The following is a 19,942-nucleotide window of genomic DNA, read 5'->3' on the forward strand; positions in this document are numbered from 1 at the left end:
ACCGTCGCCGACGGATATTGAAAGGGGGACCAAGGCGCAAGGACCTCCTGCACCGCGCCGAGGGTCGACCCCCACTCCGTCGAGCTGCGCTCGACACCTCTCCCCCGATCGACGGGGTAGAGGAGGGGCGCCAAGCTTTCCCTGGGGCAAAGACCTGGACCTTGGGACGCCTCACATTGCCGTAAAGCCGTTATCCACGAACAGATGCGTGCCGTTGACGAAGCTGGACTCATCGCTGGCGAGGTACAGCGCCGCCTTGGCCACTTCCTCCGGTTCGCCGATGCGGCCCTGCTGCGCTGCCAATGCGGCGTCCGACACATCGACGCCGAGCTTGCCGAGATCGGCGACCTCGCGCAGGCCGTGCGGTGTGCGGATGAAGCCGGGACAGACGGCGTTGCAGCGGATGTTGCGGTCGCGGAACTCGACGGCGATCGCCCGCGCAAACATGTGGCAGGCGCCCTTGGTGGTGTCGTAGAGCACCTCCATCGGCGTCGCCGCCACCGCAGAGATCGACGAGGTGCAGACGATCGAACCGCCGCCGGCGGCGATCATGCCGGGCAGTACGGCGCGGGTCATCAGGAACATCGAGCGGACATTGACGGCGTGCAGCCAGTCCCATTCCTGCACCGTCGTCTCCAGGAACGGCTTTATCACGATGGTGCCGGCGTGGTTGAACAGCACGGTGGCCGGGCCGAGTTTCTCTATCGCCCCTTTGACCGCCGTCTCAACCTGCGCTTCATCGGAGACGTCAGCGACGAAATGCTCGGCGACATGACCCCGCGCGCGGATTGCTGCGGCGGTGGCGGCCGCCGCCTCGCCATTGCGGTCGATGATCGCCACTTTGGCGCCTTCGGCCGCGAACAGTTCCGACGCCGCCCCGCCCATTCCCGTCGCGCCGCCCGAGATGATGGCGACCTTGCCGGCCAGTCTTGCACCCATATTTCTGCTCCCCTAGCCCTGTTCAATAGCCCCAGCTCTACGCCGGAATGGCGATGCTATCTCCTATGCACGGGCCGGCCAAGCCGACCCGCCGGTTGCTGCCCATGGTATGCTCATAGCAAAGCGAAACCAATTTTCCCCGCTGTCTGAGAAAATTGTTCTACATACCGTCAAAAAATAGCACTCGACAAAGTCTACTGATTTTATAGATTAACCGGCGAGACGGAGGTCGATATGTCCTATATCCAGAACGCCGAGACGGATCGTACCAGCCAGAGGCTGGCCAATGCCCAGGGTTTCCGCCCGGCCTATGCGGGCGCTTTCGCCTATCTCGTCTTTGCCCTTGCGTTCGTGTTCACCGGGGCAGTCGTGCTCGGCCTTATTCCCTGAGCGATCAGGCCGAAAGGGTGGCGACCTAGCGCCTTCAGGTAACCGGAGTTGATGAACCGAACGCGGATGCGCTTTGGCGCGGACCGCTATTCCAACGTGATGGAGGAGATGGCAATGCCGATCGAGTTCACGCATGTTCCCGGTAAAACGCATGCCGCCGACGCCGGTTCGGCCGTTCCTTTCTTCTATGACTTCGTCGAGACGGCGACAAAGCTGTCACTGATCGAGGATTCCGGCTTCCAGAGGATCGTCGTCGACGACCCGGCCGGGCTATTGACCAATATGGACATTGCCGCCCGGGCACTCGACCGAACCTCATCGCTGGAAGTGGTGCTGACGCATTGGGCCGGCGTGATCGCGCCCGCGGTCGCGGCGCGGCAGCTGGCGGCGCTCGACGCCAGGAGCGGCGGCCGGCTGTCGCTGAGGATGCTGAGCGAGCCGCTGGACGACGACGATGCCGAGACGCGCCCGGTCGGCCATACGGTGGTCTGGCAGCGCATCGACGAATATCTGGTGCTGTTGAAGCGGCTGTGGTCGAACGACCGGCCCTTCGACCATGAAGGCGCCTTCTACAGCATTAAGGGCGGCTATGTGCCGCGCAAGGGGCCGCATGGCGTCGACGTGACCATCCGCATGGGCGGCCAGTCCGGCACCGCGCTCAGGGTCGCCGGCCGTCATGCCGATGTCTTTGAGTTGGCGCCGGGTTCACTCGACGAGATCCGTCAGCTGATGGAACGGGCGCGCAGCGCCGCCGCCGAACATGGCCGCGCCGGCAAGCTGCGTTTTGCTCTTCCGGTTCGCATTCGGGCCGAAGGCGCAGCATCCACTGCCGGCCACAAGGCGGTGGAACTCTCAGGACCGCCTGCACAGATCGCCTTGTCGCTGCTGCCCTATGCGGCACTCGGCATCAGCGAATTCATGATCGTCGGCATCGACCGGCCGCGCGAGATCGCCAGCATCGGCCGCGAGGCGATCGCGCTCTTGCGCAACTCGCTGGCACGCCGTGAAGCAGAGGTGCCGCAGCCAGGCGCGTTTGCTTCGCGGGCGGGTTCCGACATTCACGCAGCGCGGTAAGCACGCCACCGGAACTGGCGTCCGTTGCGGATCGCTATTCGGAAACGTTGGCGGGACAGCACCCCCCTCTGTCCTGTCGGACATCTCCCCCTCAAGGGGGGAGATTGGCTGCATCACTGCTTTCGCAAATCACCTGCATTGCAGGAATGGCGACGCCAACCAAGCTTGCTGATCTCCCCCCTTGAGGGGGAGATGGCCGGCAGGCCAGAGGGGGGTGGTGAAGGAACGCTGCGAAACGTTATCGTCCCAATTCCGCCGGTCCTAGCCAACCTTCGCACCCAACCACGCCAGCGCCTCCAGGACAGCGCCAGACTCCGTCAGCGCACCAAACACCCCGTCCTCCACCGTCACCATGTGCAGCGCCGCCTCATGCGCTTGTCTGTCGCCGCTGGCGCAGGCGTCGGCGATGGTCAGGCACTGGAAATTGCGATCGCAGGCCTCGCGCAGGGTAGTGTGCACACATACATCGGTGGTGCAGCCGGTAAACATCAGATGCGTGATGCCGCGTGCCCGCAATACGAGCTCGAAATCGGTATAGATGAAGGCGCTGTTGCAGGTCTTGTCGACGATGATGTCGTGCGGCGCGACCTCTATGTCGGCGACGATCTGGAAGCCAGGGCCGGAGCGCAACAGCACGTCGGTGCCCTCCAGGCCCGCCCGCTTGCGGCGCCATCTCTCGTAAGGCGTCATATCGGCCATGTCGCCGCGGTAGCCTTGTCTGGTGTGGATCACGGTGAGACCAGCCGAGCGTGCGGCGGCGATCAGCCGGTTGACCGTCGGCAGGATGGCGCGCAGCGGCGCCGGGTCGTAACCCTTCCTGGCGAAATAGCCCGAGGTCGAGAGAAAATCCTCCTGCAGGTCGATGACCAGCAGCGCGGTGTTTGCCGGCACCAGCCTGCCGTCATAGGGGAAATCGAACGGTGTCGCCTTGATCATCGCCGCATGCCTCCGCTTGCTGCCACGTCATCGTGGCCCAAGACTCGCGCCGCCGTCCACCCCTCAGTGTGACGACGCCAGGTAGGACCGGCACCAGGACGATGCGCCGGTTGAGACATCGCGCCCAAGACAGTTGGCCAAAAAGCCATCTTGTTTGTTGACTAGTAAACTCATGTTTTATAGTCAAGCGGGGGCACGGTCGCCTGAATTGGTTTCCAGCGGCTGTGCCGCGTTTGAGTGAAAGCCGGAATCCGTGGCTGGACTTTTCCGGGGTCGATGGGTTTCCGCATCCCGTCACCGACCAGCGGTTACGTGCAATGACGAAGCGAGGACGAAGCGTGTCCAGAAATGGTTTGTTGGCGGCGTTGGCCGTGGTCATGCTGTCGGCCGGCAGCGCTGCTGCGCAAGAGCAGCCAGCCACCCAGCCCAGGGTTACGACGGAACCGGCCGCAGCCGCCCAGCCTGCGCCCGTCGCGCCGACTGCGCCCGCCGCCGGGCAAGTCGCGCCGGCCGAGCCTTCGGCGATATCGCTGACGCTGCCGCACGATCTGTCGCCCTGGGGCATGTTCATGGCCGCCGACATCATCGTCAAGGCGGTGATGATCGGGCTTGCCTTCGCCTCCCTCGTCACCTGGACGGTGTGGCTGGTCAAGTCGCTGGAATTCCTCTTCGGCAAGCTCAGCGCCCGGCGCGCCGCGCGCGCCATCGGCAATGCCGCCACCTTGCTGCAGGCCGGGCGCGCGCTTGGCAACAGTGGCGGCCCCGGTGCGCTTTTGGTGCAGGCGGCCGAGGAAGAGGCGGCACTTTCGCCCGGCGCGCTCGACCACGTCACCGGCGACGGGCTGAAGGAACGCGTGACGTCACGCCTGTCGCGCATCGAGGCGGCGGCGGCGCGGCGCATGTCGCGCGGCACCGGTGTGCTGGCGACGATCGGCTCGACGGCGCCCTTCGTCGGCCTGTTCGGCACCGTCTGGGGCATCATGAACGCCTTCATCGGCATCTCTCAGGCGCAGACCACCAATCTTGCCGTCGTCGCGCCCGGCATCGCCGAGGCGCTGCTGGCAACCGCGATGGGCCTGGTCGCGGCTATTCCGGCGGTTGTCATCTACAACGTCTTTGTGCGCTCGATATCCGGCTACCGGCAGATCCTCGCCGATGCTTCGGCAGGCGTCGAGCGCCTGGTCAGCCGCGATCTGGATTTCCGCACGGTGCCACCGGCAACCGCGCTGGCGGCGGAGTGATGGGCCATGGCGGCTAGAATTCGCGAGAACATCGACGGCGATCTCGAGGAGAACCACGAGATCAACGTCACGCCCTTCATCGATGTCATCCTAGTGCTGCTGATCATCTTCATGGTCGCTGCACCGTTGGCGACGGTTGACGTCAATGTCGACCTGCCGGGCTCGACCGCGACGCCGGCACCCCGGCCGGAGACGCCGCTGTTCCTGACGCTGAAGGACGATTTGACGCTGGCAATCGGCAATGACAGCGTGCCGCGCCAGGCTTTCGCCGCCGTGCTCGACGGCAAGACCAAGGGCGACAAGCAGACCCGCATCTTCCTGCGCGCCGACAAGGCGGTCGGCTATGGCGAGTTGATGGAGGTGATGAATCTCCTGCGCGGCGCCGGCTATCTGAAGATCGCGCTGGTCGGGCTGGAGACGGTGCCGGCGGATGCGTTCGCGCCGTCGCAACCAGGCGCCGCCCCATGACGCATCTGGCCGCCGCCGTTCCCATGGCCGATCCGCCGCGCACTGGCGCGCGCGAGATCGGCTTGTGGACGGTCGCCGCCGTGCTCATTGTCGGGGCGCATGTGGCGATCGCCTATGCCGTGCAAAACTTCAGCCTGGCCAACGAGATGGATGGTGGCCCACCGCCGGCGGTGGCGATCGAGCTGTCGCCGATGATGGTCGCGCCGGCCGTGCCGGACGATACCATGGCCGATGTGGTGACGCTGGAGCCGACGAACCAGGTCGAGGAGGCGGTCGCCGACGCAAAGCCCGTCGTGGAACCCGAAGTCGACAAGCCGGAGCCGGTCACCGAAGAAACGGAAGCGGTTCAACCCGACGAGACTGCGCCGATCGAGACAGCAGCGGCCGAACAACTCGATCAACCGCCACCGCTGGATGAGGTGGTGCCCGACATCGTCCCGACCGTGGCGCCGGACGTGGTCATTCCGCTGCCGCAAGCGAAACCAGTCGAGGACAAGCCGGTCGAGAAGGCGAAGAAGGCGGTCGAAAAGCCCAAGCCGAAGCCGAAGAAAGAGAAGAAGGAAAAGGCTGCGCCGGCGAAAGCCGTCGTGACCGCCAGCGTTGATGCGAAGGCGGCGGCGAAGGCTTCTGCACCCAAGGCTTCGCAATTGAGTGGATCATCAGTCAGTGCAAGCAAATGGAACTCACAGCTGATCGGATGGATCAATCGGCACAAGCGCTACCCGAGCGCGGCAAGGTCGCGGCGCGCCGTGGGTACCGCAAATGTGACCTTCGTCGTTAGCGCTTCGGGCAAGGTGACCTCCGTCCGGCTGACACGTTCTTCGGGGGACGCGGATCTCGATCGAGCGGCGCTCAGCATTCTGCAGGGTGCGACGGTGCCCGTGCCACCGCCTGAGAAGGCCGGTACGGCTGTCGTGGCGCCTTTGATGTTCACGCTGCGGTAAAGTGGTGTCCAGCGAACGGTACCGACCTTGTTGCCTGACGCTTGCATGTTGCCAACGACTCTCAACAACCATCCGCGTGGGCCTGACGGTGGAGCCGATGCTGGATGCGGACCCTTGCGGCCCGCATACCTTTTTGACTAGCGCCCCTGCTGCAGGCGCGCTTCCCGCTTCTTGCGCCAGGGGGCGTTGGCCTCCCAGTCGCCGGCCATGATGCAGCCATAGGGCAGCACCTCGTCGACGATCTCCGCCAGGCCGAAATGCTCGATCTGGCGGCGCATCGAGGCCGCGTTCTTGCAGGCGCTCGGCAGCTCCGAAATATCCGTCACGCCGGAGAAGAAGCGGGCATCGATTCCCTTCGTCTCCTGCGCAAAGATATCGGCGTCGCTGCGTCCCGCCTGCATGCGCCGGTGCTGGGTGCGCGAAAAATTGCGTCCAGCACCGTGCGGCGAGAAGCCAAGCCCGTTCTCGGCGTTCTTGCCGCGCACGATCAGAACCATGGCAAGCGGAAGGATGGCGACTCCGATACCTCGCCTCGCTCGGCCACCTTTTCGTGAAGCTGCACGGGTTGAACCGCTCGCCTGTTTGCCTAGGTAAAGGGCGCGGCCGGGCGCCACGCAAATCCGACAACAGGGCAAATCCGACAATCGGTATGACATTTTCCTGTATTAGAAAGCTTGTCCTTCCTGTTCTTGTCGTCGGCGTCCAGTCTTCCTGCGTCATTCCCGACGATACATCACGCATCGCCAAGGTTGAGCCCACGGCGGCGGCGGCCCGCAAGGAGATGGTCGGCCTCAGCGAAGCCGACGTTCGAATGTGCGCGGGCTTTCCGACCGCCACCGCAGACGTTGGCGGGTCTGGCCAGATCTGGACCTACAAGCGCGTCGTTCAGCGCGGCAATCTCAGCATTGTCGTCCCAACCCTGGCGGTCGGCGCGATCCCGACGGTCGGCGGCTCCGTCAATGTCGCTCCCGGCGGCTATTGCGACACGCAAATTCGCATGGTCGACGGCCGCGTCGCCGAAGTCGCCTACGCGGGCGACAACAATTTGCCGAACAAACGGGACGCGCTTTGTGTCAGTACGGTGGACGCCTGTGTGGCCTATGCCCGCCAACACAGTCAAAGAGCGACGGCCAGATAGCCGGTCACGGCTGATTGGCGAGCGGTGGCGTTGCATGTCGACGTCGGTAAGGGCTTGACTGACCCGCCGGACCGAATACGCTAGCGCAAAATACCGGCCCTGATCGCCGGGCGGCAAATATGCCTCGTATGCCTCGCCCCTGCGCGCCGGCTGCGGGGCATTGTCATTTCTGGGGTTGTGTTTGAAACGGCATATCGAGATCGGCATCCTCTATTCCCGCTCGGGCAGCTATCAGCTGATCTCCGATGCGTGCCGGATGGGCGCCATGCGCGCCATTGCCGACATCAACGCCGACCGAGGCTCAGGCATCGAACTGGTGCCGGTCGAGCGCGATCCGCAAAGCAACGCCGATCGCTATGCGACGCTATGCGAGGACATTTTCAGGACCAGCAGCGCCCGCCATGTCGTCGGCTGCGTCACCTCGTGGAGCCGCAAGGAGACGATCCCCGTGCTGGAGAAGGCCGGCGGCATGCTCTGGTATGCCTGCCCCTATGAGGGCTTCGAGGCCAACGAGCACGTCGTTTACATGCACGCTTGCCCCAACCAGCATCTGGTGCCGCTGATGGCGCATGTCGTGCCGCGCTTCGGCGCCAACGGTTTCCTGCTCGGCTCGAACTACATCTGGGGCTGGGAGATGAACCGCGTGGCGCGCGACCTGATCGCCGATGCCGGCGGCAAAGTGCTGGGCGAGCGCTATCTGCGCATCGGCGAGACCGACGTGTCACGCCTGATCGCCGAAATCCGGGCGATGCGGCCGAACTTCATCCTCAACAATCTGATCGGCACCTCGTCCTACGCCTTCCTAGCGGCCTATCGCGAGCTGGGCGACGAGGATGCTGCTTTCAGCCCGCAAAACTGCCCCGTCATTTCCTGTAACCTCACCGAGGGCGAACTGCCGGCGATCGGCGAAACGGGCAAGGGACATTTGTCGGTCGGGCCGTATTTCGCGCCGCGGCCGGCTGCCTTCGCCTCGTCCTTCGAGGCTTCCGCCTATGCCTCGGTGCAAGTGATGGCCGACGTGCTGTCGCGCGATGCCGATGCCGGCCCGGCGGAATTCTCCAAAGCCTTCGCCGAGCGGCGCTTCTCAACCCGGCTCGGGCCGATCGCCATCGATGCCCACTCCCAGCATGCGACGCTGCCGGTGATCATCGGCCGGATCGCCGACGGCTTCTTCGAGGTGGTCAGCCGCGAGGATGAGGTCGCGCCGGATCCGTATTTGTCGCGCTACGACCCTGCCAAGACGTTCGGCCGTCCGCGCCTGAGGGTGGTGTCGTGACGAGAACCCCACGCATCCCCAATCTTGGTGGCGCGCGGGCCTTCATCCTGCATCGCCCGCACCCGACGGTGCAGGCGATCACCCGACAATTGTCGGCCATCGGCCTTACGACGGTCGACTGCTGGCCGGAGCTGCCGCCCGAAGCGCTCGCCGCCGATTTCGTCTTCTTCGACGCCGATCTCGGCTTTGACGAGCAATTTCCGTGGAAAGCCGGCGAGGCGCCGATGCCGCTGGTGGCGCTGATCGGTTCGGAAGCGCCGGGCCGCATCGAATGGGCGCTGTCGCACAAGGCCGATGCGCAGCTTTTGAAGCCGGTCGGCAATGCCGGTGTCTACAGCGCGCTTTTGATCGCAAGGCAGAGCTTCGAGGCGCGAAAACACTTAGCCGGCGAAATTGCATCGCTGCGCCAGCGCGTCGCCGAGCGCCAGACCATCGTGCGCGCGGTGACGGCACTGTCGAAAGGCAGCGATGACGAGCGCGCTTATGCGCAGCTGCGCTCGCTGGCGATGAGCTGGCAGATCAGTGTCGAGGATGCCGCGCGGCGGATCGTGGCGATGACGGAAGAGGACGTATCGGGCGAGGAAGGCGGCGATGACCAGTCCCATCGCGCCTGATTTGCCTGCGCGCATGCCGGTCAAGCCGCGCGCCGGCGTCTGGCGCCGGCTAGTCAAGCGCCGCCTGGCGCTGCTCGGCCTGGTGATCGTCGCCATCGTCGTCGCCGGCGCCGTGCTGGCGCCATGGCTGACCGGCTACGATCCCAACGAGCAGATGTTCGACGGCCTGACCATCGAGGGTTCGCCGCTGCCGCCGAGCGCCCAGTACTGGCTCGGCACCGACCTGCTCGGCCGCGACCTGTTGACCCGCATCCTCTATGGTGCCCGCACCTCGCTGATCATCGGCATCGTCGCCAATGGCGTGGCGCTCTTGATCGGCACGCTGGTCGGCGTCACAGCCGGTTACTTCCGCGGCTGGATCGGCAGCGCGCTGATGCGCTTCACCGATCTGATGATGGCGTTTCCGGCGCTGCTGCTTGCCATCTGCCTGGCGGCGGTGTTCCAGCCGAGCCTGTGGATCGTCGCCATGGTCATCGCGCTGGTCAATTGGGTGCAGACCGCGCGCGTCATCTACACCGAGACCTCCTCGCTCGCCGAGCGCGAGTTCATCGATGCCGAGCGCACCATTGGCGCAAGTGCACCGCGCATCCTGTTTCGCCACATCCTGCCGCATCTTCTGCCGACCATCATCGTCTGGGGCACGCTCGGCATTTCGACCACGGTGTTGCTGGAAGCGACGCTGTCCTTCCTCGGCATCGGCGTGCAGCCGCCGACGGCGTCGTGGGGCAACATCATCTTCGAGAACCAGACCTATTTCCAGGCCGCACCCTGGCTGGTGTTCTTCCCCGGTGCGGCGATCCTGGCGTTGGCGCTGGCCTTCAACCTGATCGGTGACGCGCTGCGCGACATCCTCGATCCAACGCAAAGGGGCCGGGCATGATCGCCTATCTCGGCCGCCGCCTGATCCAGTCGCTGCTCATCCTGCTCGGTGTGTCGCTGATCACCTTTGCGCTGCTCTATCTCCTGCCGGCCGATCCGGTGCGCCAGATCGCCGGCCGCAGCGCTACGCCGCAGACGGTCGAGAACATCCGCCAGCAGCTCGGCCTCGACCAGCCTTTCGCCGTCCAGTACTGGCATTACCTGACGAAGCTCGTCAGCGGCGATCTCGGCCGCTCCTACATCCAGCGCTCGGAGGTCACCGAGCTCATCGTCTCGCGGCTGCCGGCGAGCCTGTTGCTGATGGTCGGCGCTATCCTGTGCGAATTGCTGATCGGGCTCTCCATGGGCCTGATTGCCGCCGTCAAGCGCGGCACCGCCACCGACCAGACCTTGATGGTCGCTTCCTTCGTCGGCGTCTCGGCGCCGCAATTCGTTGTCGGCCTGCTGCTGCTCTATGTCTTTGCCGTGCGTCTCAGCTGGTTTCCGATCGGCGGCTACGGCACCTGGCGTCATCTCGTACTGCCGTCGCTGACCATGGGCATACTCGGCGCCGGCTGGTATGCGCGCATGATGCGCTCGTCGATGATCGACGTGCTGCGCCAGGATTATGTCCGCACCGCGCGCGCCAAGGGGCTGGCGCGCAGCGCCATCATCTTCCGCCACGCACTGCCCAACGCCATCCTGCCGGTCATCGCCATGATCGGCATCGACATCGGCATCTTCATGGGCGGCATCGTCGTCGTCGAAAGCGTGTTCGGCTGGCCCGGCATCGGCCAGCTGGCCTGGCAGGCGATCCAGCGCGTCGACATTCCGATCATCATGGGCGTCACGCTGGTGTCAGCCTTCGCCATCGTGCTCGGCAACCTGCTCGCCGACATCATCGCGCCGTTCATCGATCCACGCATCAAGCTCAGATGAAATCAGGACCAAAACAAACAGAGAAAGGGAACATAACAATGAAAAAGTTTCTCGCATCCACCGTCGCGGCATCGGCCTTGGCGCTGATGCTCGGCATGGCTAGCGTCCGCGCCGAGGACGCTGTCGACCCCAACGCCAAGCAGGGCGGCGCCATCACCATCACCTACAAGGACGATGTCGCCACGCTCGATCCGGCGATCGGCTATGACTGGCAGAACTGGTCGATGATCAAGAGCCTGTTCGACGGGCTGATGGACTATGAACCGGGCACCACCAACCTCAAGCCCGACCTCGCCGAAAGCTACGAGATCGCACCCGACGGCCAGACCTTCACCTTCAAGCTGCGCCACGGCGTGAAATTCCACAATGGCCGCGAGATGACCGCCGACGACGTGAAATACTCGCTCGACCGCGTCACCAATCCGAAGACGCAGAGCCCCGGCGCCGGCTTCTTCGGCTCGATCAAGGGCTATGACGATGTCGCCGCCGGCAAGGCCGAAGGCCTGTCGGGCGTCACCGTCGTCGATCCCTACACGGTCAAGTTCGAACTGACCCGCCCCGACGCCACCTTCCTGCATGTCATGGCCATCAACTTCGCCCATGTCGTGCCGAAGGAGGAGGTCGAAAAATACGGCGCCGATTTCGGCAAGCATCCGGTTGGCACCGGCGCTTTCAAGCTTGCCGAATGGACGCTTGGCCAGCGCATCGTCTTCGAGCGCAATGCGGACTATTGGCACAAGGGCCTGCCGCACCTCGACAAGATCACCTTCGAGATCGGTCAGGAGCCGATCGTGGCGCTGCTGCGCCTGCAGAAGGGCGAGATCGATGTGCCCGGCGACGGCATTCCGCCGGCAAAATTCCAGGAGGTGATGGCCGATCCCGAGCAGAAGGCGCGCGTCGTCGAAGGCGGCCAGCTGCATACCGGCTACGTCACCATGAACACCACCATGGCGCCGTTCGACAATGTGAAGGTGCGCCAGGCCGTCAACATGGCCCTCAACAAGGCGCGCATCATCCAGATCATCAACGGCCGCGCCGTGCCGGCCAACCAGCCGCTGCCGCCGTCGATGCCGGGCTACGACAAGGAGTACAAGGGCTACGCCTATGACGTCGCCAAGGCCAAGGCGCTGCTGGCCGAGGCCGGCCATCCCGATGGCTTCGACACGCAATTGTTTGCCATGAACACTGATCCCAATCCGCGCATCGCCCAGGCGATCCAGCAGGATCTGGCGGCGATCGGCATCAAGGCCAGCATCCAGTCGCTGGCGCAGGCCAATGTCATCGCTGCTGGCGGCGACAAGGCCGGCGCGCCGATGATCTGGTCAGGCGGCATGGCTTGGATCGCGGACTTCCCGGATCCGTCCAACTTCTACGGCCCGATCCTCGGCTGTGCTGGCGCGGTGCCCGGCGGCTGGAACTGGTCGTGGTATTGCAACAAGGATCTCGACGCCAAGGCGGCCGAGGCCGACTCGGTGGTCGATCCCGCCAAGGCTGGCGAGCGCGACAAGATGTGGAGCGCCATCTACGACAAGGTGATGGAAGACGCGCCCTGGGCGCCGGTGTTCAACGAACAGCGCTTCACCATGAAATCCGCCCGCATGGGCGGCGCCGACAACCTCTATGTCGACCCGGTCCATATCCCGATCAACTACGACAATGTGTACGTAAAAGATGTGCAATAACTGCGACTACACCATTCACGGGCGCCATCACCATTTCGGGTGGGACAATTCCTTTGCCCCGGCCGAGCGGGTGGCGCCCGGCTCGACCATCGAGTTCCAGTGCCTCGATGCCGCCGGCGGCCAGCTGAATGCCGACAGCACGGTCGCCGACGTCGTCAAGCTCGACTTCGCCAAGGTCAACCCGGTGACCGGGCCGATCTTCGTCGAAGGCGCGGAGCCGGGTGACGCGCTGAAGGTGACGATCGAGATGTTCAAACCGTCCGGCTTCGGCTGGACGGCGAACATTCCGGGGTTCGGCCTGCTCGCCGACGACTTCACGGAGCCGGCGCTGAACATCTGGAAATACGATGCGGCCTCGCTCGAGCCGGCGCTGTTCGGCAAGAACGCGCGGGTGCCGCTGAAACCGTTTGCCGGCACCATCGGCAACGCGCCGGCTGAGATGGGGCTTCACTCGGTGGTGCCGCCGCGGCGCGCTGGCGGCAATCTCGACATCCGCGACCTCGCCGCCGGCACCACGCTCTATCTGCCGGTGGAAGTGACTGGCGCGCTGTTCTCGGTCGGCGACACCCATGCCGCGCAAGGCGATGGCGAGGTCTGCGGCACGGCGATCGAAAGCCCGATGGATGTCGTGCTCAAGCTCGACCTGGTCAAGGACGCCAGGCTGAAGACACCGCGCTTCACCACCTCTGGCCCGGTGACGCGCCATCTCGACGCCAAGGGCTATGAGGTGACGACCGGCATTGGGCCGGACCTGATGGCTGGGGCAAAGGAGGCGGTTGCGCAGATGGTCGATCTGCTCGCGGGGCGCTACAAGATCGATCCGGTCGACGCTTACATGCTTGCTTCGGTGTGCGGCGATCTGCGCATCAGCGAGATTGTCGATATGCCGAACTGGGTGGTGTCGTTCTACTTCCCGCGCTGCGTGTTTGAATGACGCCGGGTCGGCGCTGCACCCCCCTCTGCCCTGCCGGGTATCTCCCCCTCAAGGGGGGAGATCGGCAGCTGCGGCGTCTCGCCTTTCTTCAGAGGTTGGTGATTGGCGAAAACCGGGGTGAAATCCAATCTCCCCCCTTGAGGGGGAGATGGCCGGCAGGCCAGAGGGGGGTGCGGCGGAATAAATCCGTCGCAGGGTCGCGCTTGCGATGACCAACGAAACGAACCCCATCCTCGACATCGCCAACCTCTCCGTCAGCGTGCGCGGCGAGGATGGCGAGCGCGAGGTCGTCTCCAACCTCTCTCTGACGCTGGCGCGTGGCGAGACACTCTGCATTGCCGGCGAATCCGGCTCCGGCAAATCGATGACGGCGCTGGCGATCATGCAGCTGCTGCCACAGCCGGCCGCGCGCATATCATCCGGCCAGATCCACCTTGGGGACACCGACCTGGCAACCCTCGACGGGCGCCAGATGCGGCGCATACGCGGCGACCGAATCGCCATGATCTTCCAGGAGCCGATGACGTCGCTCAACCCGGTGCTGTCGATTGGCCGGCAGCTGACCGAATCCATCGAGGCGCATACCAGCCTGTCGCAGGCGGAAGCCCGTCAGCGCGCGATCGAGGCGCTGAAGGCGGTGCGCATTTCGGAAGCCGAAAGCCGGCTAAAGCAGTTTCCACATGAGCTCTCCGGCGGCATGCGCCAGCGGGTGATGATCGCCATGGCGCTGGCGCTGGAGCCCGACGTGCTGATCGCCGACGAGCCGACCACGGCGCTCGACGTCACGGTGCAAGGCGAGGTCTTGGAACTCTTGCGCGACCTGCAGCGTCAGCACGGCACCAGCGTCATCCTGATCACCCACGATATGGGCGTGGTCGCCGAAATGGCCGATCGCGTCATCATCATGCGGCATGGCCGGATGGTCGAGGAAGGCAACACATCGGACATTTTTGCCCGACCGCAGGCCGATTATACGCGCGAACTGCTGGCCGCCGTGCCGCGCATCGGCAGTGGTGTCGGCCGCCAGAAATCCAGGGACGTGGTGGAAGTTTCGAAGCCGGCCAACGTCGCCGATGTCAGCGACCTGCATGTCCGCTTCGATCTGCGTGGGGGTATCTTTGGCCAGGTTACCCGCCGCGTCCACGCCGTCGAGGGCGTCAGCTTTTCGATCGCGCCCAACGAGACGCTGGCGCTGGTCGGCGAATCCGGTTGCGGCAAGTCGACCACGGCCAAGGCACTGGCCGGGCTGGTGCCGTATAGCGGCGACATCGTCATCGGCGGGCGCAACCTCTCGGGACTTGGTCGCGACGAGCGCAAGGCCGTTCGCCGCGACGTGCAGATGATTTTCCAGGATCCGTTCGCCTCGCTCGACCCGCGCATGCGCGTCGGCGACCTCGTCGCCGAGCCACTGGTGATCCATGGCATCGCCTCGAAGGACGAGCGCCGCGACCACGTCGCCGCGCTGTTCGAGCGCGTCGGCCTGTCGGCCGACCAGATGGAACTCTATCCGCATGAATTCTCCGGCGGTCAGCGCCAACGCGTCTGCATTGCCCGCGCGCTCGCCTTGCGACCGAAGCTGATCATCGCCGATGAAAGTGTCTCGGCGCTCGACGTTTCGGTGCAGGCCCGCGTGCTCGATTTGCTGAAGGAATTGCAGCGCGAATTCGGTGTCGCCTATCTGTTCATCTCGCACGACATGGCTGTGGTGGAAAACATTTCCGACCGTGTCGCCGTCATGTATCTCGGCCAGATTGTCGAAATGGGCACACGCGACCAGGTGTTTTCCAACCCGCGCCACCCCTACACCAGGCGGCTGATCGAAGCCGTGCCGGTGCCCGATCCGGCGCAACGCAGAACGCGTTTCGCCCGCCTCGACCAGGAAATCCCCAGCGCGACGCGAAAGATCGGCGAGGCGCCGCTGAAGCTGGCGCTGAACGATGTCGGCAACGGCCATCTCGTGGCCGCCGAGGATTGAGTCCGGTTCGGTGTCTCAGCCGTGTTCGACGGCCCTATGCCAGGGCGATGCAGCAGAATTTTTCGCCCGCCCGGTTGTACCCGTTTTGCGGCGGCCTCGCGTTTCGCGAAGGGCTTCCCCCACTCCGTCGCCGCTTCGCGGCGCCACCTCCCCCCTCCGGAGGGAGAGGAAAGGTGCCAGCTGGAATCGCTTCGCGTCCTTCCTCTCCCCCGTCGATCGGGGGAGAGGTGTCGAGCGCAGCTCGACGGAGTGGGGGTCGACTGTTCACCAACACAGATGATCAGGAATCAGTCGGTCAAAACGGTCGCAGTCTCGCGGTGCTAAGCGCCGCAGTTCTTGAGGCAGCCGAAAGCACGCCGCCATCGGAATGCCGGCATTGCAGCTATTCTTTTACCTTGTTCGGGCCAACCAGGCGTTGTCGTCTTCGGGTTTACCGCACCTTAGGCTGATAACGGCCATGATACGCCAGGCGTTAGGGCCTACGAGGACAAAAGGTCTTGCTTAAGGCGGTTCTGCAGCTGCTGCCGGGTCGGTTCATGGATGTGCGCATGCGCGTGTCCGATGGATACGAGACGCGCGTCGTGGAGCGGCCTGGGCGCTGGATGAAGGCTGCCGAACTGGAGCAGCTGAGCAGCGATCTGCGGCTGGTGGCGTCGAAGACGCTTAGGGACGGCAGCCTGACCTATGGCGTCTTTTCCGGCGACCGCAGCCGGCTGGAACATTCCATCATCACCATCGTCTATCGCCGCAGCGACGGGCGGCCGATCGCCTTCAACGCGCTGGCGCTGATGGAGATATCGCTGGCCGGCAAGCCCTATGAGGTGCTGCATCTGGGTCTCGTCATGGTCGATCCGGACGAGCGCAGCCGCGGCCTCAGCTGGATCCTCTACGGCCTGACCTGCTTCCTGATGTTTTTGCGCAACCAGCTCAGACCGATCTGGATCTCCAACGTCACCCAGGTTCCCGCCGTCGTCGGCATGGTCGCCGAGGCCTTCAGCAATGTGTTTCCCGGCCCGCATGCCGGCGCGCGGCGATCGTTGACGCACGTGCTTTTGGCGCGGCAGATCATGGCGCGTCATCGCCATGTCTTCGGCGTCGGCCCGGAAGCGGGCTTCGACGAGGAGCGCTTCGTCATCACCAATGCCTATACGGGCGGCTCGGACGATCTGAAGAAAACCTTCGATGAGGCGGCCAAGCACCGCGAGGAGACCTTTAACGAGTTCTGCCGCAAGGAGCTCGACTATGGGCGCGGCGATGACGTGCTGCAGATCGGCCAGATGAGTTTCCAGGCCGCGCGCACCTATCTCGCCGACACCGTGCCGCGTGGCTCGCTTGCCGCGCTGGCCGTGGCAGGCGCCGCCGCCACGCTGCAGCGACTCATCCTGCCGGTGGTTCACTGGGCCGATAGCAGCCGGCAATGGAATGTGTTGCGACCATGGACACGCTAGAATTCAGCTATGACGAGTTCACGACCCGCAACATCGGGTTCGTGACGCAAGCCCAGCAGGCCAGGCTGCGGAACGCGACGGTGTTCGTCTGCGGCACCGGCGGCATGGGCGGCGCCTGCATCATGGCGCTGGCGCGCGCCGGCGTCGGGCGCTTGATCATTGCCGACCTCGACACCTTCGCCATCTCCAATCTCAACCGCCAGGTCTTCGCCTTCATGGGAACGGTCGGCCGACTGAAGGCGGAGGCGACTCGCGACATCTGCCTGACCATCAACCCGCAGATGCGGATCGAGGTGCACGGCAAGGATTGGCCGCAGCACGCCACATCAGCGATCCGCGACAGTGCCATTGTTGTCAACGGCACCGACGATCTCGGCGCCTCGCTGCTGCTCTACCGCACGGCGCGCGAACTCGACCGGACTGTCATCGACGCCTATGCTTCGCCTCTGCCCTCGGTCTATGTGACCAGGCCAAGTGATCCGATGCCGGAGGAGCGTTTGGACTATCCGACGCGTGGCACCGCCTGGAATGCGATCACGCCGGAGCAGCGCGCCACCGCCTTCCTGCGCGAGGCCGAATATGTCGTGCTCAACTCCTCGTCGCGACACCATGTCGATCTCGCCATGGCCGGCGAGGTGGCGGCGGGAAAGCGCAGCCGGATGTCGTTTGCGCCGATGGTCGTTACAACCGGGATGCTGATGGCCTATGAGGTCGTCGCCGGCATCCTCGGCAACCCACACGGCGCCGACTGCCGCGGCTGGTTCTTCAACCCCTACCAGGGGCGCGTCGAGCGGCCACGCAGTGCGCTGGTCGCGGCGCTCCTGCGACCGCTGGTGCGTCGTTTCATGCTCAAGCTGATGGTGGCGGAGCCATGAGTTTCGACGACACGCTCGTCGCCGACACCATCACCTCGCTGGCAGCGCTGGTCGGGCTGCTGATCGTCATATCGATCGTCGGCGGGCGCGACACCGGCGATCCGCTGTCGCGGCGTTTCCTGTTTGGCCTCAGGGTGCTGGCGGTGCTGCTCGCGTGCCGCATCCTCGACTGGACTACCGGCCTCGCCCTCTTCCGTTTCGTCACCATCGCGACAGCGGGCCTGTTGCCGCTGGCGGCGCTGCTGCTGACCGAAGGGCTGCTGCGCCGGCATGCGCCGTTCGCACTTAAATTCTTCGCCGCCGGCGGTGCCCTGCTGTTTCTCCTGCTGGCGCTGATCCCGGGACGCTTCGCCGAACCATGGCGGATGGCATTGCTTCTGGCCTTCCAGTTCGGCGGTTTTCTCGCCATCGGCTGGCTGGTGATGACGCGTGATCGCGACAGCCTGTCGGCGGCCGAAAACCGCACGGTGGAGCGTATGGCGCTGTCACTGCTGTTGATCCTGCCGTTCATGGTCACCGATTACCGGCCCGGCCTGTTCGAGGTGCCGGTGCGACTCGGCGGCATCGCCATCCTGTTCCTGTGCTGGCTGACGATCGGTCTAGGACGGGCGAGCCTCGGCCACCGCGACACGATCGGCGCCTTCGCTGTTATCGCGCTGAGCTCGGTATTTGCCGGGATGGCGCTGGGCGGCATCGATGATCTCGGCTGGCGCGGCAGCGTGCAGGGCGTGGTGATCGTGCTTTCGGCGACGCTGCTCGCCGTCATCTACAATGACAGCGTCAGCCTCACCGCCGAAAAACGCCGCGACTCGCTGCTGAAGCACATGGCCGAGGGGGATCTCACCGATTCGGCGCGTTTCCTGCGCGGGCTGCAGCACAACATTCTCGTCGACGGCGCCCTGATCCTGCCGGCCGCCGACCTTGGCGATTTCGATCTCAAGGTGCTGGCGCGGGCGCTGGCACAGGAGCCCGTGCGCTCGCTCGCCGACGTGCAGCCGGATGCGGCCGTCGACCAGGATATACGCGAGCAGCTGGCCTGGCTGTTCGAGAAATACGAGGCGACGCATGTGCTGCTGGCGACGCTCGAGCCGCTGACCGTCGTCGCGCTCAATATGCCGGCGTTGGCCTCGTCGCCGGGGCTGGAGATGGAGCTGCGCGCCGTCCAGCGCATGGCGATGCTGATCTCGCAGCGGGAGGCGAAGCTATAGGATGGACCACGCTTTGCTTTCCCGAATCGTCGCCACCGCCAATCTGGCGCCGTCGGTGCACAACACGCAGCCGGCGCGCTGGCATATGGCGGCGGACGGTTCCATCCTTGTCATGGCCGAACTGGCGCGGCAGCTTCCGGTCGGCGATCCGCATAGCCGCGACTTGGCCGTGTCCTGCGGCACTGCCGTCGCAGGCACGATCATGGCGCTGGCCGACGCCGGTATCGGCATTGCCGCTGTCGAGGACCTTTGGCCGGCAAACGACACGGTCGCCTTTCCCGGCTACCGGCTGGCGGCACGGATCGTCCCCGGTGGCTTCGCACAACCCTCGCCGCTGAACGGCCATGTTGCAAACCGCTTCACCTGGCGCGCGCATTTCAAGCCGGCGGCGATGGATGCCGCACAGGCACTACAAGCCTGGGCGAAGGATGCCGAGGATGTGACGCTGGCCCATACGCCCGGCGACATCGCCATGCTGGCGGCGCTGGCCGACGATGCCGGCATGATTTTCCTGCGCGACCGCGCCTTTCGTCGCGAGCTTGTCGACTGGATGCGGCTGGCGCGCTCGCACCCGCGCTATGCTGCCGACGGCCTCAATCTCGATGCGCTGCGCATGGGCGCGCTGGAAGGGTTCGGCGCAAAAATGGTTCTCGGCACCGGCCTGTTCGAAGCCATCGACGCGCTCGGGCTCGGCAAGGCGCTGACCGGCGAAAAGGCCAAGACGCTGTCGGCGACGGCCATCGCGTTGTTTCACCGTCCGCGCGAGGAATCGCCCGTCGAGTCAGGCCGCGCCTTCTATCGGTTTTGGCTCAACCTGACGCGGCTTGGGTTTGCAGCCTGGCCGGTGGCGGCGGTGGCCGATCATGCGGACAGTGCCGAAATTTGCAGCAGGCATTTCGCCATTCCGCCCGAGCGGCGGCTGATCAATGTGCTGCGGGCCGGTGTCGCCGGTCCGATGCCGAAACGGGCGCGGCTGCAGGTTCAACAGGTCATCGTATAACAA

At 64.9% G+C, this 19,942-nt stretch carries 19 protein-coding genes and 1 pseudogene; 17 read left to right on the forward strand and 3 right to left on the reverse strand.

Features of this window, described 5'->3' with window-relative positions; all coding sequences use genetic code 11:
* Nucleotides 1–171 precede the first annotated feature (171 nt).
* Complete coding sequence (locus H0241_RS27745; RefSeq protein WP_181060965.1) at nt 172–939, reverse strand: SDR family NAD(P)-dependent oxidoreductase; 768 nt, start codon at nt 937–939, stop codon at nt 172–174.
* A gap of 234 nt (nt 940–1,173) precedes the next feature.
* On the opposite strand from H0241_RS27745, the gene H0241_RS27750 reads away from it, so the two are divergent.
* Both H0241_RS27750 and H0241_RS27755 read left to right on the forward strand, forming a co-directional pair.
* Nucleotides 1,174–1,329 (forward strand): hypothetical protein, encoded by a 156-nt coding sequence (locus tag H0241_RS27750; protein WP_181060966.1) that lies wholly within the window; start codon nt 1,174–1,176, stop codon nt 1,327–1,329.
* A gap of 114 nt (nt 1,330–1,443) precedes the next feature.
* A complete protein-coding gene (locus tag H0241_RS27755; RefSeq protein WP_181060987.1) occupies nt 1,444–2,403 on the forward strand; it encodes an LLM class flavin-dependent oxidoreductase in 960 nt (319 codons plus the stop codon).
* A 261-nt stretch (nt 2,404–2,664) separates the two neighbouring features.
* Here H0241_RS27755 and H0241_RS27760 read toward each other — a convergent pair whose 3' ends face one another.
* Nucleotides 2,665–3,339, reverse strand: coding sequence for a cysteine hydrolase family protein (locus H0241_RS27760; protein WP_181060967.1), 675 nt, complete (start codon nt 3,337–3,339; stop codon nt 2,665–2,667).
* A 317-nt stretch (nt 3,340–3,656) separates the two neighbouring features.
* Here H0241_RS27760 and exbB point away from each other — a divergent pair, with 317 nt between their 5' ends.
* From exbB to H0241_RS27775, 3 genes are read left to right on the forward strand one after another with little or no spacing between them, the layout of a single operon-like run.
* On the forward strand, nt 3,657–4,580 hold the full coding sequence (exbB, locus tag H0241_RS27765; RefSeq protein ID WP_181060968.1) for a tonB-system energizer ExbB: 924 nt from the start codon (nt 3,657–3,659) through the stop codon (nt 4,578–4,580).
* A gap of 6 nt (nt 4,581–4,586) precedes the next feature.
* Nucleotides 4,587–5,048, forward strand: a complete 462-nt coding sequence (gene exbD / locus H0241_RS27770) for a TonB system transport protein ExbD (protein WP_181060969.1) — start codon at nt 4,587–4,589, stop codon at nt 5,046–5,048.
* A complete protein-coding gene (locus tag H0241_RS27775; protein ID WP_181060970.1) occupies nt 5,045–5,992 on the forward strand; it encodes an energy transducer TonB in 948 nt (315 codons plus the stop codon). The genes exbD and H0241_RS27775 overlap by 4 nt, the downstream gene beginning before the upstream one ends.
* 137 nt (nt 5,993–6,129) lie before the next feature.
* On the opposite strand, the pseudogene H0241_RS27780 reads toward H0241_RS27775, so the two are convergent.
* Nucleotides 6,130–6,510, reverse strand: a pseudogene (locus H0241_RS27780) (RtcB family protein); the annotation flags it as partial.
* Nucleotides 6,511–6,641: 131 nt separating this feature from the next.
* On the opposite strand from H0241_RS27780, the gene H0241_RS27785 reads away from it, so the two are divergent.
* The 12 genes from H0241_RS27785 (at nt 6,642) to H0241_RS27840 (ending at nt 19,939) form a co-directional block, all read left to right on the forward strand.
* Nucleotides 6,642–7,130: a hypothetical protein gene (locus H0241_RS27785; protein ID WP_181060971.1), complete on the forward strand. Its 489-nt coding sequence runs from the start codon at nt 6,642–6,644 to the stop codon at nt 7,128–7,130.
* Nucleotides 7,131–7,311: 181 nt separating this feature from the next.
* On the forward strand, nt 7,312–8,406 hold the full coding sequence (locus H0241_RS27790; protein WP_181060972.1) for a transporter substrate-binding protein: 1,095 nt from the start codon (nt 7,312–7,314) through the stop codon (nt 8,404–8,406).
* The gene (locus tag H0241_RS27795; RefSeq protein ID WP_181060973.1) at nt 8,403–9,020 is read left to right on the forward strand and encodes an ANTAR domain-containing response regulator; all 618 of its coding nucleotides are present in this window, start codon (nt 8,403–8,405) and stop codon (nt 9,018–9,020) included. Before H0241_RS27790 ends, H0241_RS27795 begins: the two co-directional genes overlap by 4 nt.
* Nucleotides 8,998–9,900, forward strand: coding sequence for an ABC transporter permease (locus H0241_RS27800; RefSeq protein WP_210285100.1), 903 nt, complete (start codon nt 8,998–9,000; stop codon nt 9,898–9,900). The genes H0241_RS27795 and H0241_RS27800 overlap by 23 nt, the downstream gene beginning before the upstream one ends.
* On the forward strand, nt 9,897–10,817 hold the full coding sequence (locus H0241_RS27805; RefSeq protein WP_181060974.1) for an ABC transporter permease: 921 nt from the start codon (nt 9,897–9,899) through the stop codon (nt 10,815–10,817). Before H0241_RS27800 ends, H0241_RS27805 begins: the two co-directional genes overlap by 4 nt.
* A gap of 38 nt (nt 10,818–10,855) precedes the next feature.
* Nucleotides 10,856–12,499 (forward strand): ABC transporter substrate-binding protein, encoded by a 1,644-nt coding sequence (locus tag H0241_RS27810; protein WP_181060975.1) that lies wholly within the window; start codon nt 10,856–10,858, stop codon nt 12,497–12,499.
* A complete protein-coding gene (locus H0241_RS27815) occupies nt 12,489–13,433 on the forward strand; it encodes an acetamidase/formamidase family protein (RefSeq protein WP_181060976.1) in 945 nt (314 codons plus the stop codon). The genes H0241_RS27810 and H0241_RS27815 overlap by 11 nt, the downstream gene beginning before the upstream one ends.
* Nucleotides 13,434–13,641: 208 nt before the next feature.
* Nucleotides 13,642–15,408 (forward strand): ABC transporter ATP-binding protein, encoded by a 1,767-nt coding sequence (locus tag H0241_RS27820; RefSeq protein WP_181060977.1) that lies wholly within the window; start codon nt 13,642–13,644, stop codon nt 15,406–15,408.
* 497 nt (nt 15,409–15,905) lie between these two features.
* A complete protein-coding gene (locus tag H0241_RS27825) occupies nt 15,906–16,856 on the forward strand; it encodes a hypothetical protein (RefSeq protein WP_210285101.1) in 951 nt (316 codons plus the stop codon).
* Nucleotides 16,844–17,731: a ThiF family adenylyltransferase gene (locus tag H0241_RS27830; protein ID WP_181060978.1), complete on the forward strand. Its 888-nt coding sequence runs from the start codon at nt 16,844–16,846 to the stop codon at nt 17,729–17,731. Before H0241_RS27825 ends, H0241_RS27830 begins: the two co-directional genes overlap by 13 nt.
* Complete coding sequence (locus tag H0241_RS27835) at nt 17,728–18,939, forward strand: hypothetical protein (RefSeq protein ID WP_181060979.1); 1,212 nt, start codon at nt 17,728–17,730, stop codon at nt 18,937–18,939. Before H0241_RS27830 ends, H0241_RS27835 begins: the two co-directional genes overlap by 4 nt.
* 1 nt (nt 18,940) lies before the next feature.
* A complete protein-coding gene (locus tag H0241_RS27840) occupies nt 18,941–19,939 on the forward strand; it encodes a nitroreductase family protein (protein ID WP_181060980.1) in 999 nt (332 codons plus the stop codon).
* Nucleotides 19,940–19,942 lie beyond the last annotated feature (3 nt).

This window comes from Mesorhizobium neociceri, from assembly GCF_013520985.1.
GTDB lineage: Bacteria > Pseudomonadota > Alphaproteobacteria > Rhizobiales > Rhizobiaceae > Mesorhizobium > Mesorhizobium neociceri.

Coding starts and splice junctions, on each gene's coding strand:
- H0241_RS27755 (WP_181060987.1), top strand. CDS start 1,444: ATGCCGATCGAGTTCACGCATGTTCCCGGTAAAACGCATGCCGCCGAC.
- H0241_RS27775 (WP_181060970.1), top strand. CDS start 5,045: ATGACGCATCTGGCCGCCGCCGTTCCCATGGCCGATCCGCCGCGCACT.
- H0241_RS27820 (WP_181060977.1), top strand. CDS start 13,642: ATGACCAACGAAACGAACCCCATCCTCGACATCGCCAACCTCTCCGTC.
- H0241_RS27805 (WP_181060974.1), top strand. CDS start 9,897: ATGATCGCCTATCTCGGCCGCCGCCTGATCCAGTCGCTGCTCATCCTG.
- H0241_RS27745 (WP_181060965.1), bottom strand. CDS start 939: ATGGGTGCAAGACTGGCCGGCAAGGTCGCCATCATCTCGGGCGGCGCG.
- H0241_RS27785 (WP_181060971.1), top strand. CDS start 6,642: ATGACATTTTCCTGTATTAGAAAGCTTGTCCTTCCTGTTCTTGTCGTC.
- H0241_RS27840 (WP_181060980.1), top strand. CDS start 18,941: ATGGACCACGCTTTGCTTTCCCGAATCGTCGCCACCGCCAATCTGGCG.
- H0241_RS27800 (WP_210285100.1), top strand. CDS start 8,998: ATGACCAGTCCCATCGCGCCTGATTTGCCTGCGCGCATGCCGGTCAAG.
- H0241_RS27760 (WP_181060967.1), bottom strand. CDS start 3,339: ATGATCAAGGCGACACCGTTCGATTTCCCCTATGACGGCAGGCTGGTG.
- exbD (WP_181060969.1), top strand. CDS start 4,587: ATGGCGGCTAGAATTCGCGAGAACATCGACGGCGATCTCGAGGAGAAC.
- H0241_RS27750 (WP_181060966.1), top strand. CDS start 1,174: ATGTCCTATATCCAGAACGCCGAGACGGATCGTACCAGCCAGAGGCTG.
- H0241_RS27810 (WP_181060975.1), top strand. CDS start 10,856: ATGAAAAAGTTTCTCGCATCCACCGTCGCGGCATCGGCCTTGGCGCTG.
- H0241_RS27830 (WP_181060978.1), top strand. CDS start 16,844: ATGGACACGCTAGAATTCAGCTATGACGAGTTCACGACCCGCAACATC.
- exbB (WP_181060968.1), top strand. CDS start 3,657: ATGACGAAGCGAGGACGAAGCGTGTCCAGAAATGGTTTGTTGGCGGCG.
- H0241_RS27815 (WP_181060976.1), top strand. CDS start 12,489: ATGTGCAATAACTGCGACTACACCATTCACGGGCGCCATCACCATTTC.
- H0241_RS27835 (WP_181060979.1), top strand. CDS start 17,728: ATGAGTTTCGACGACACGCTCGTCGCCGACACCATCACCTCGCTGGCA.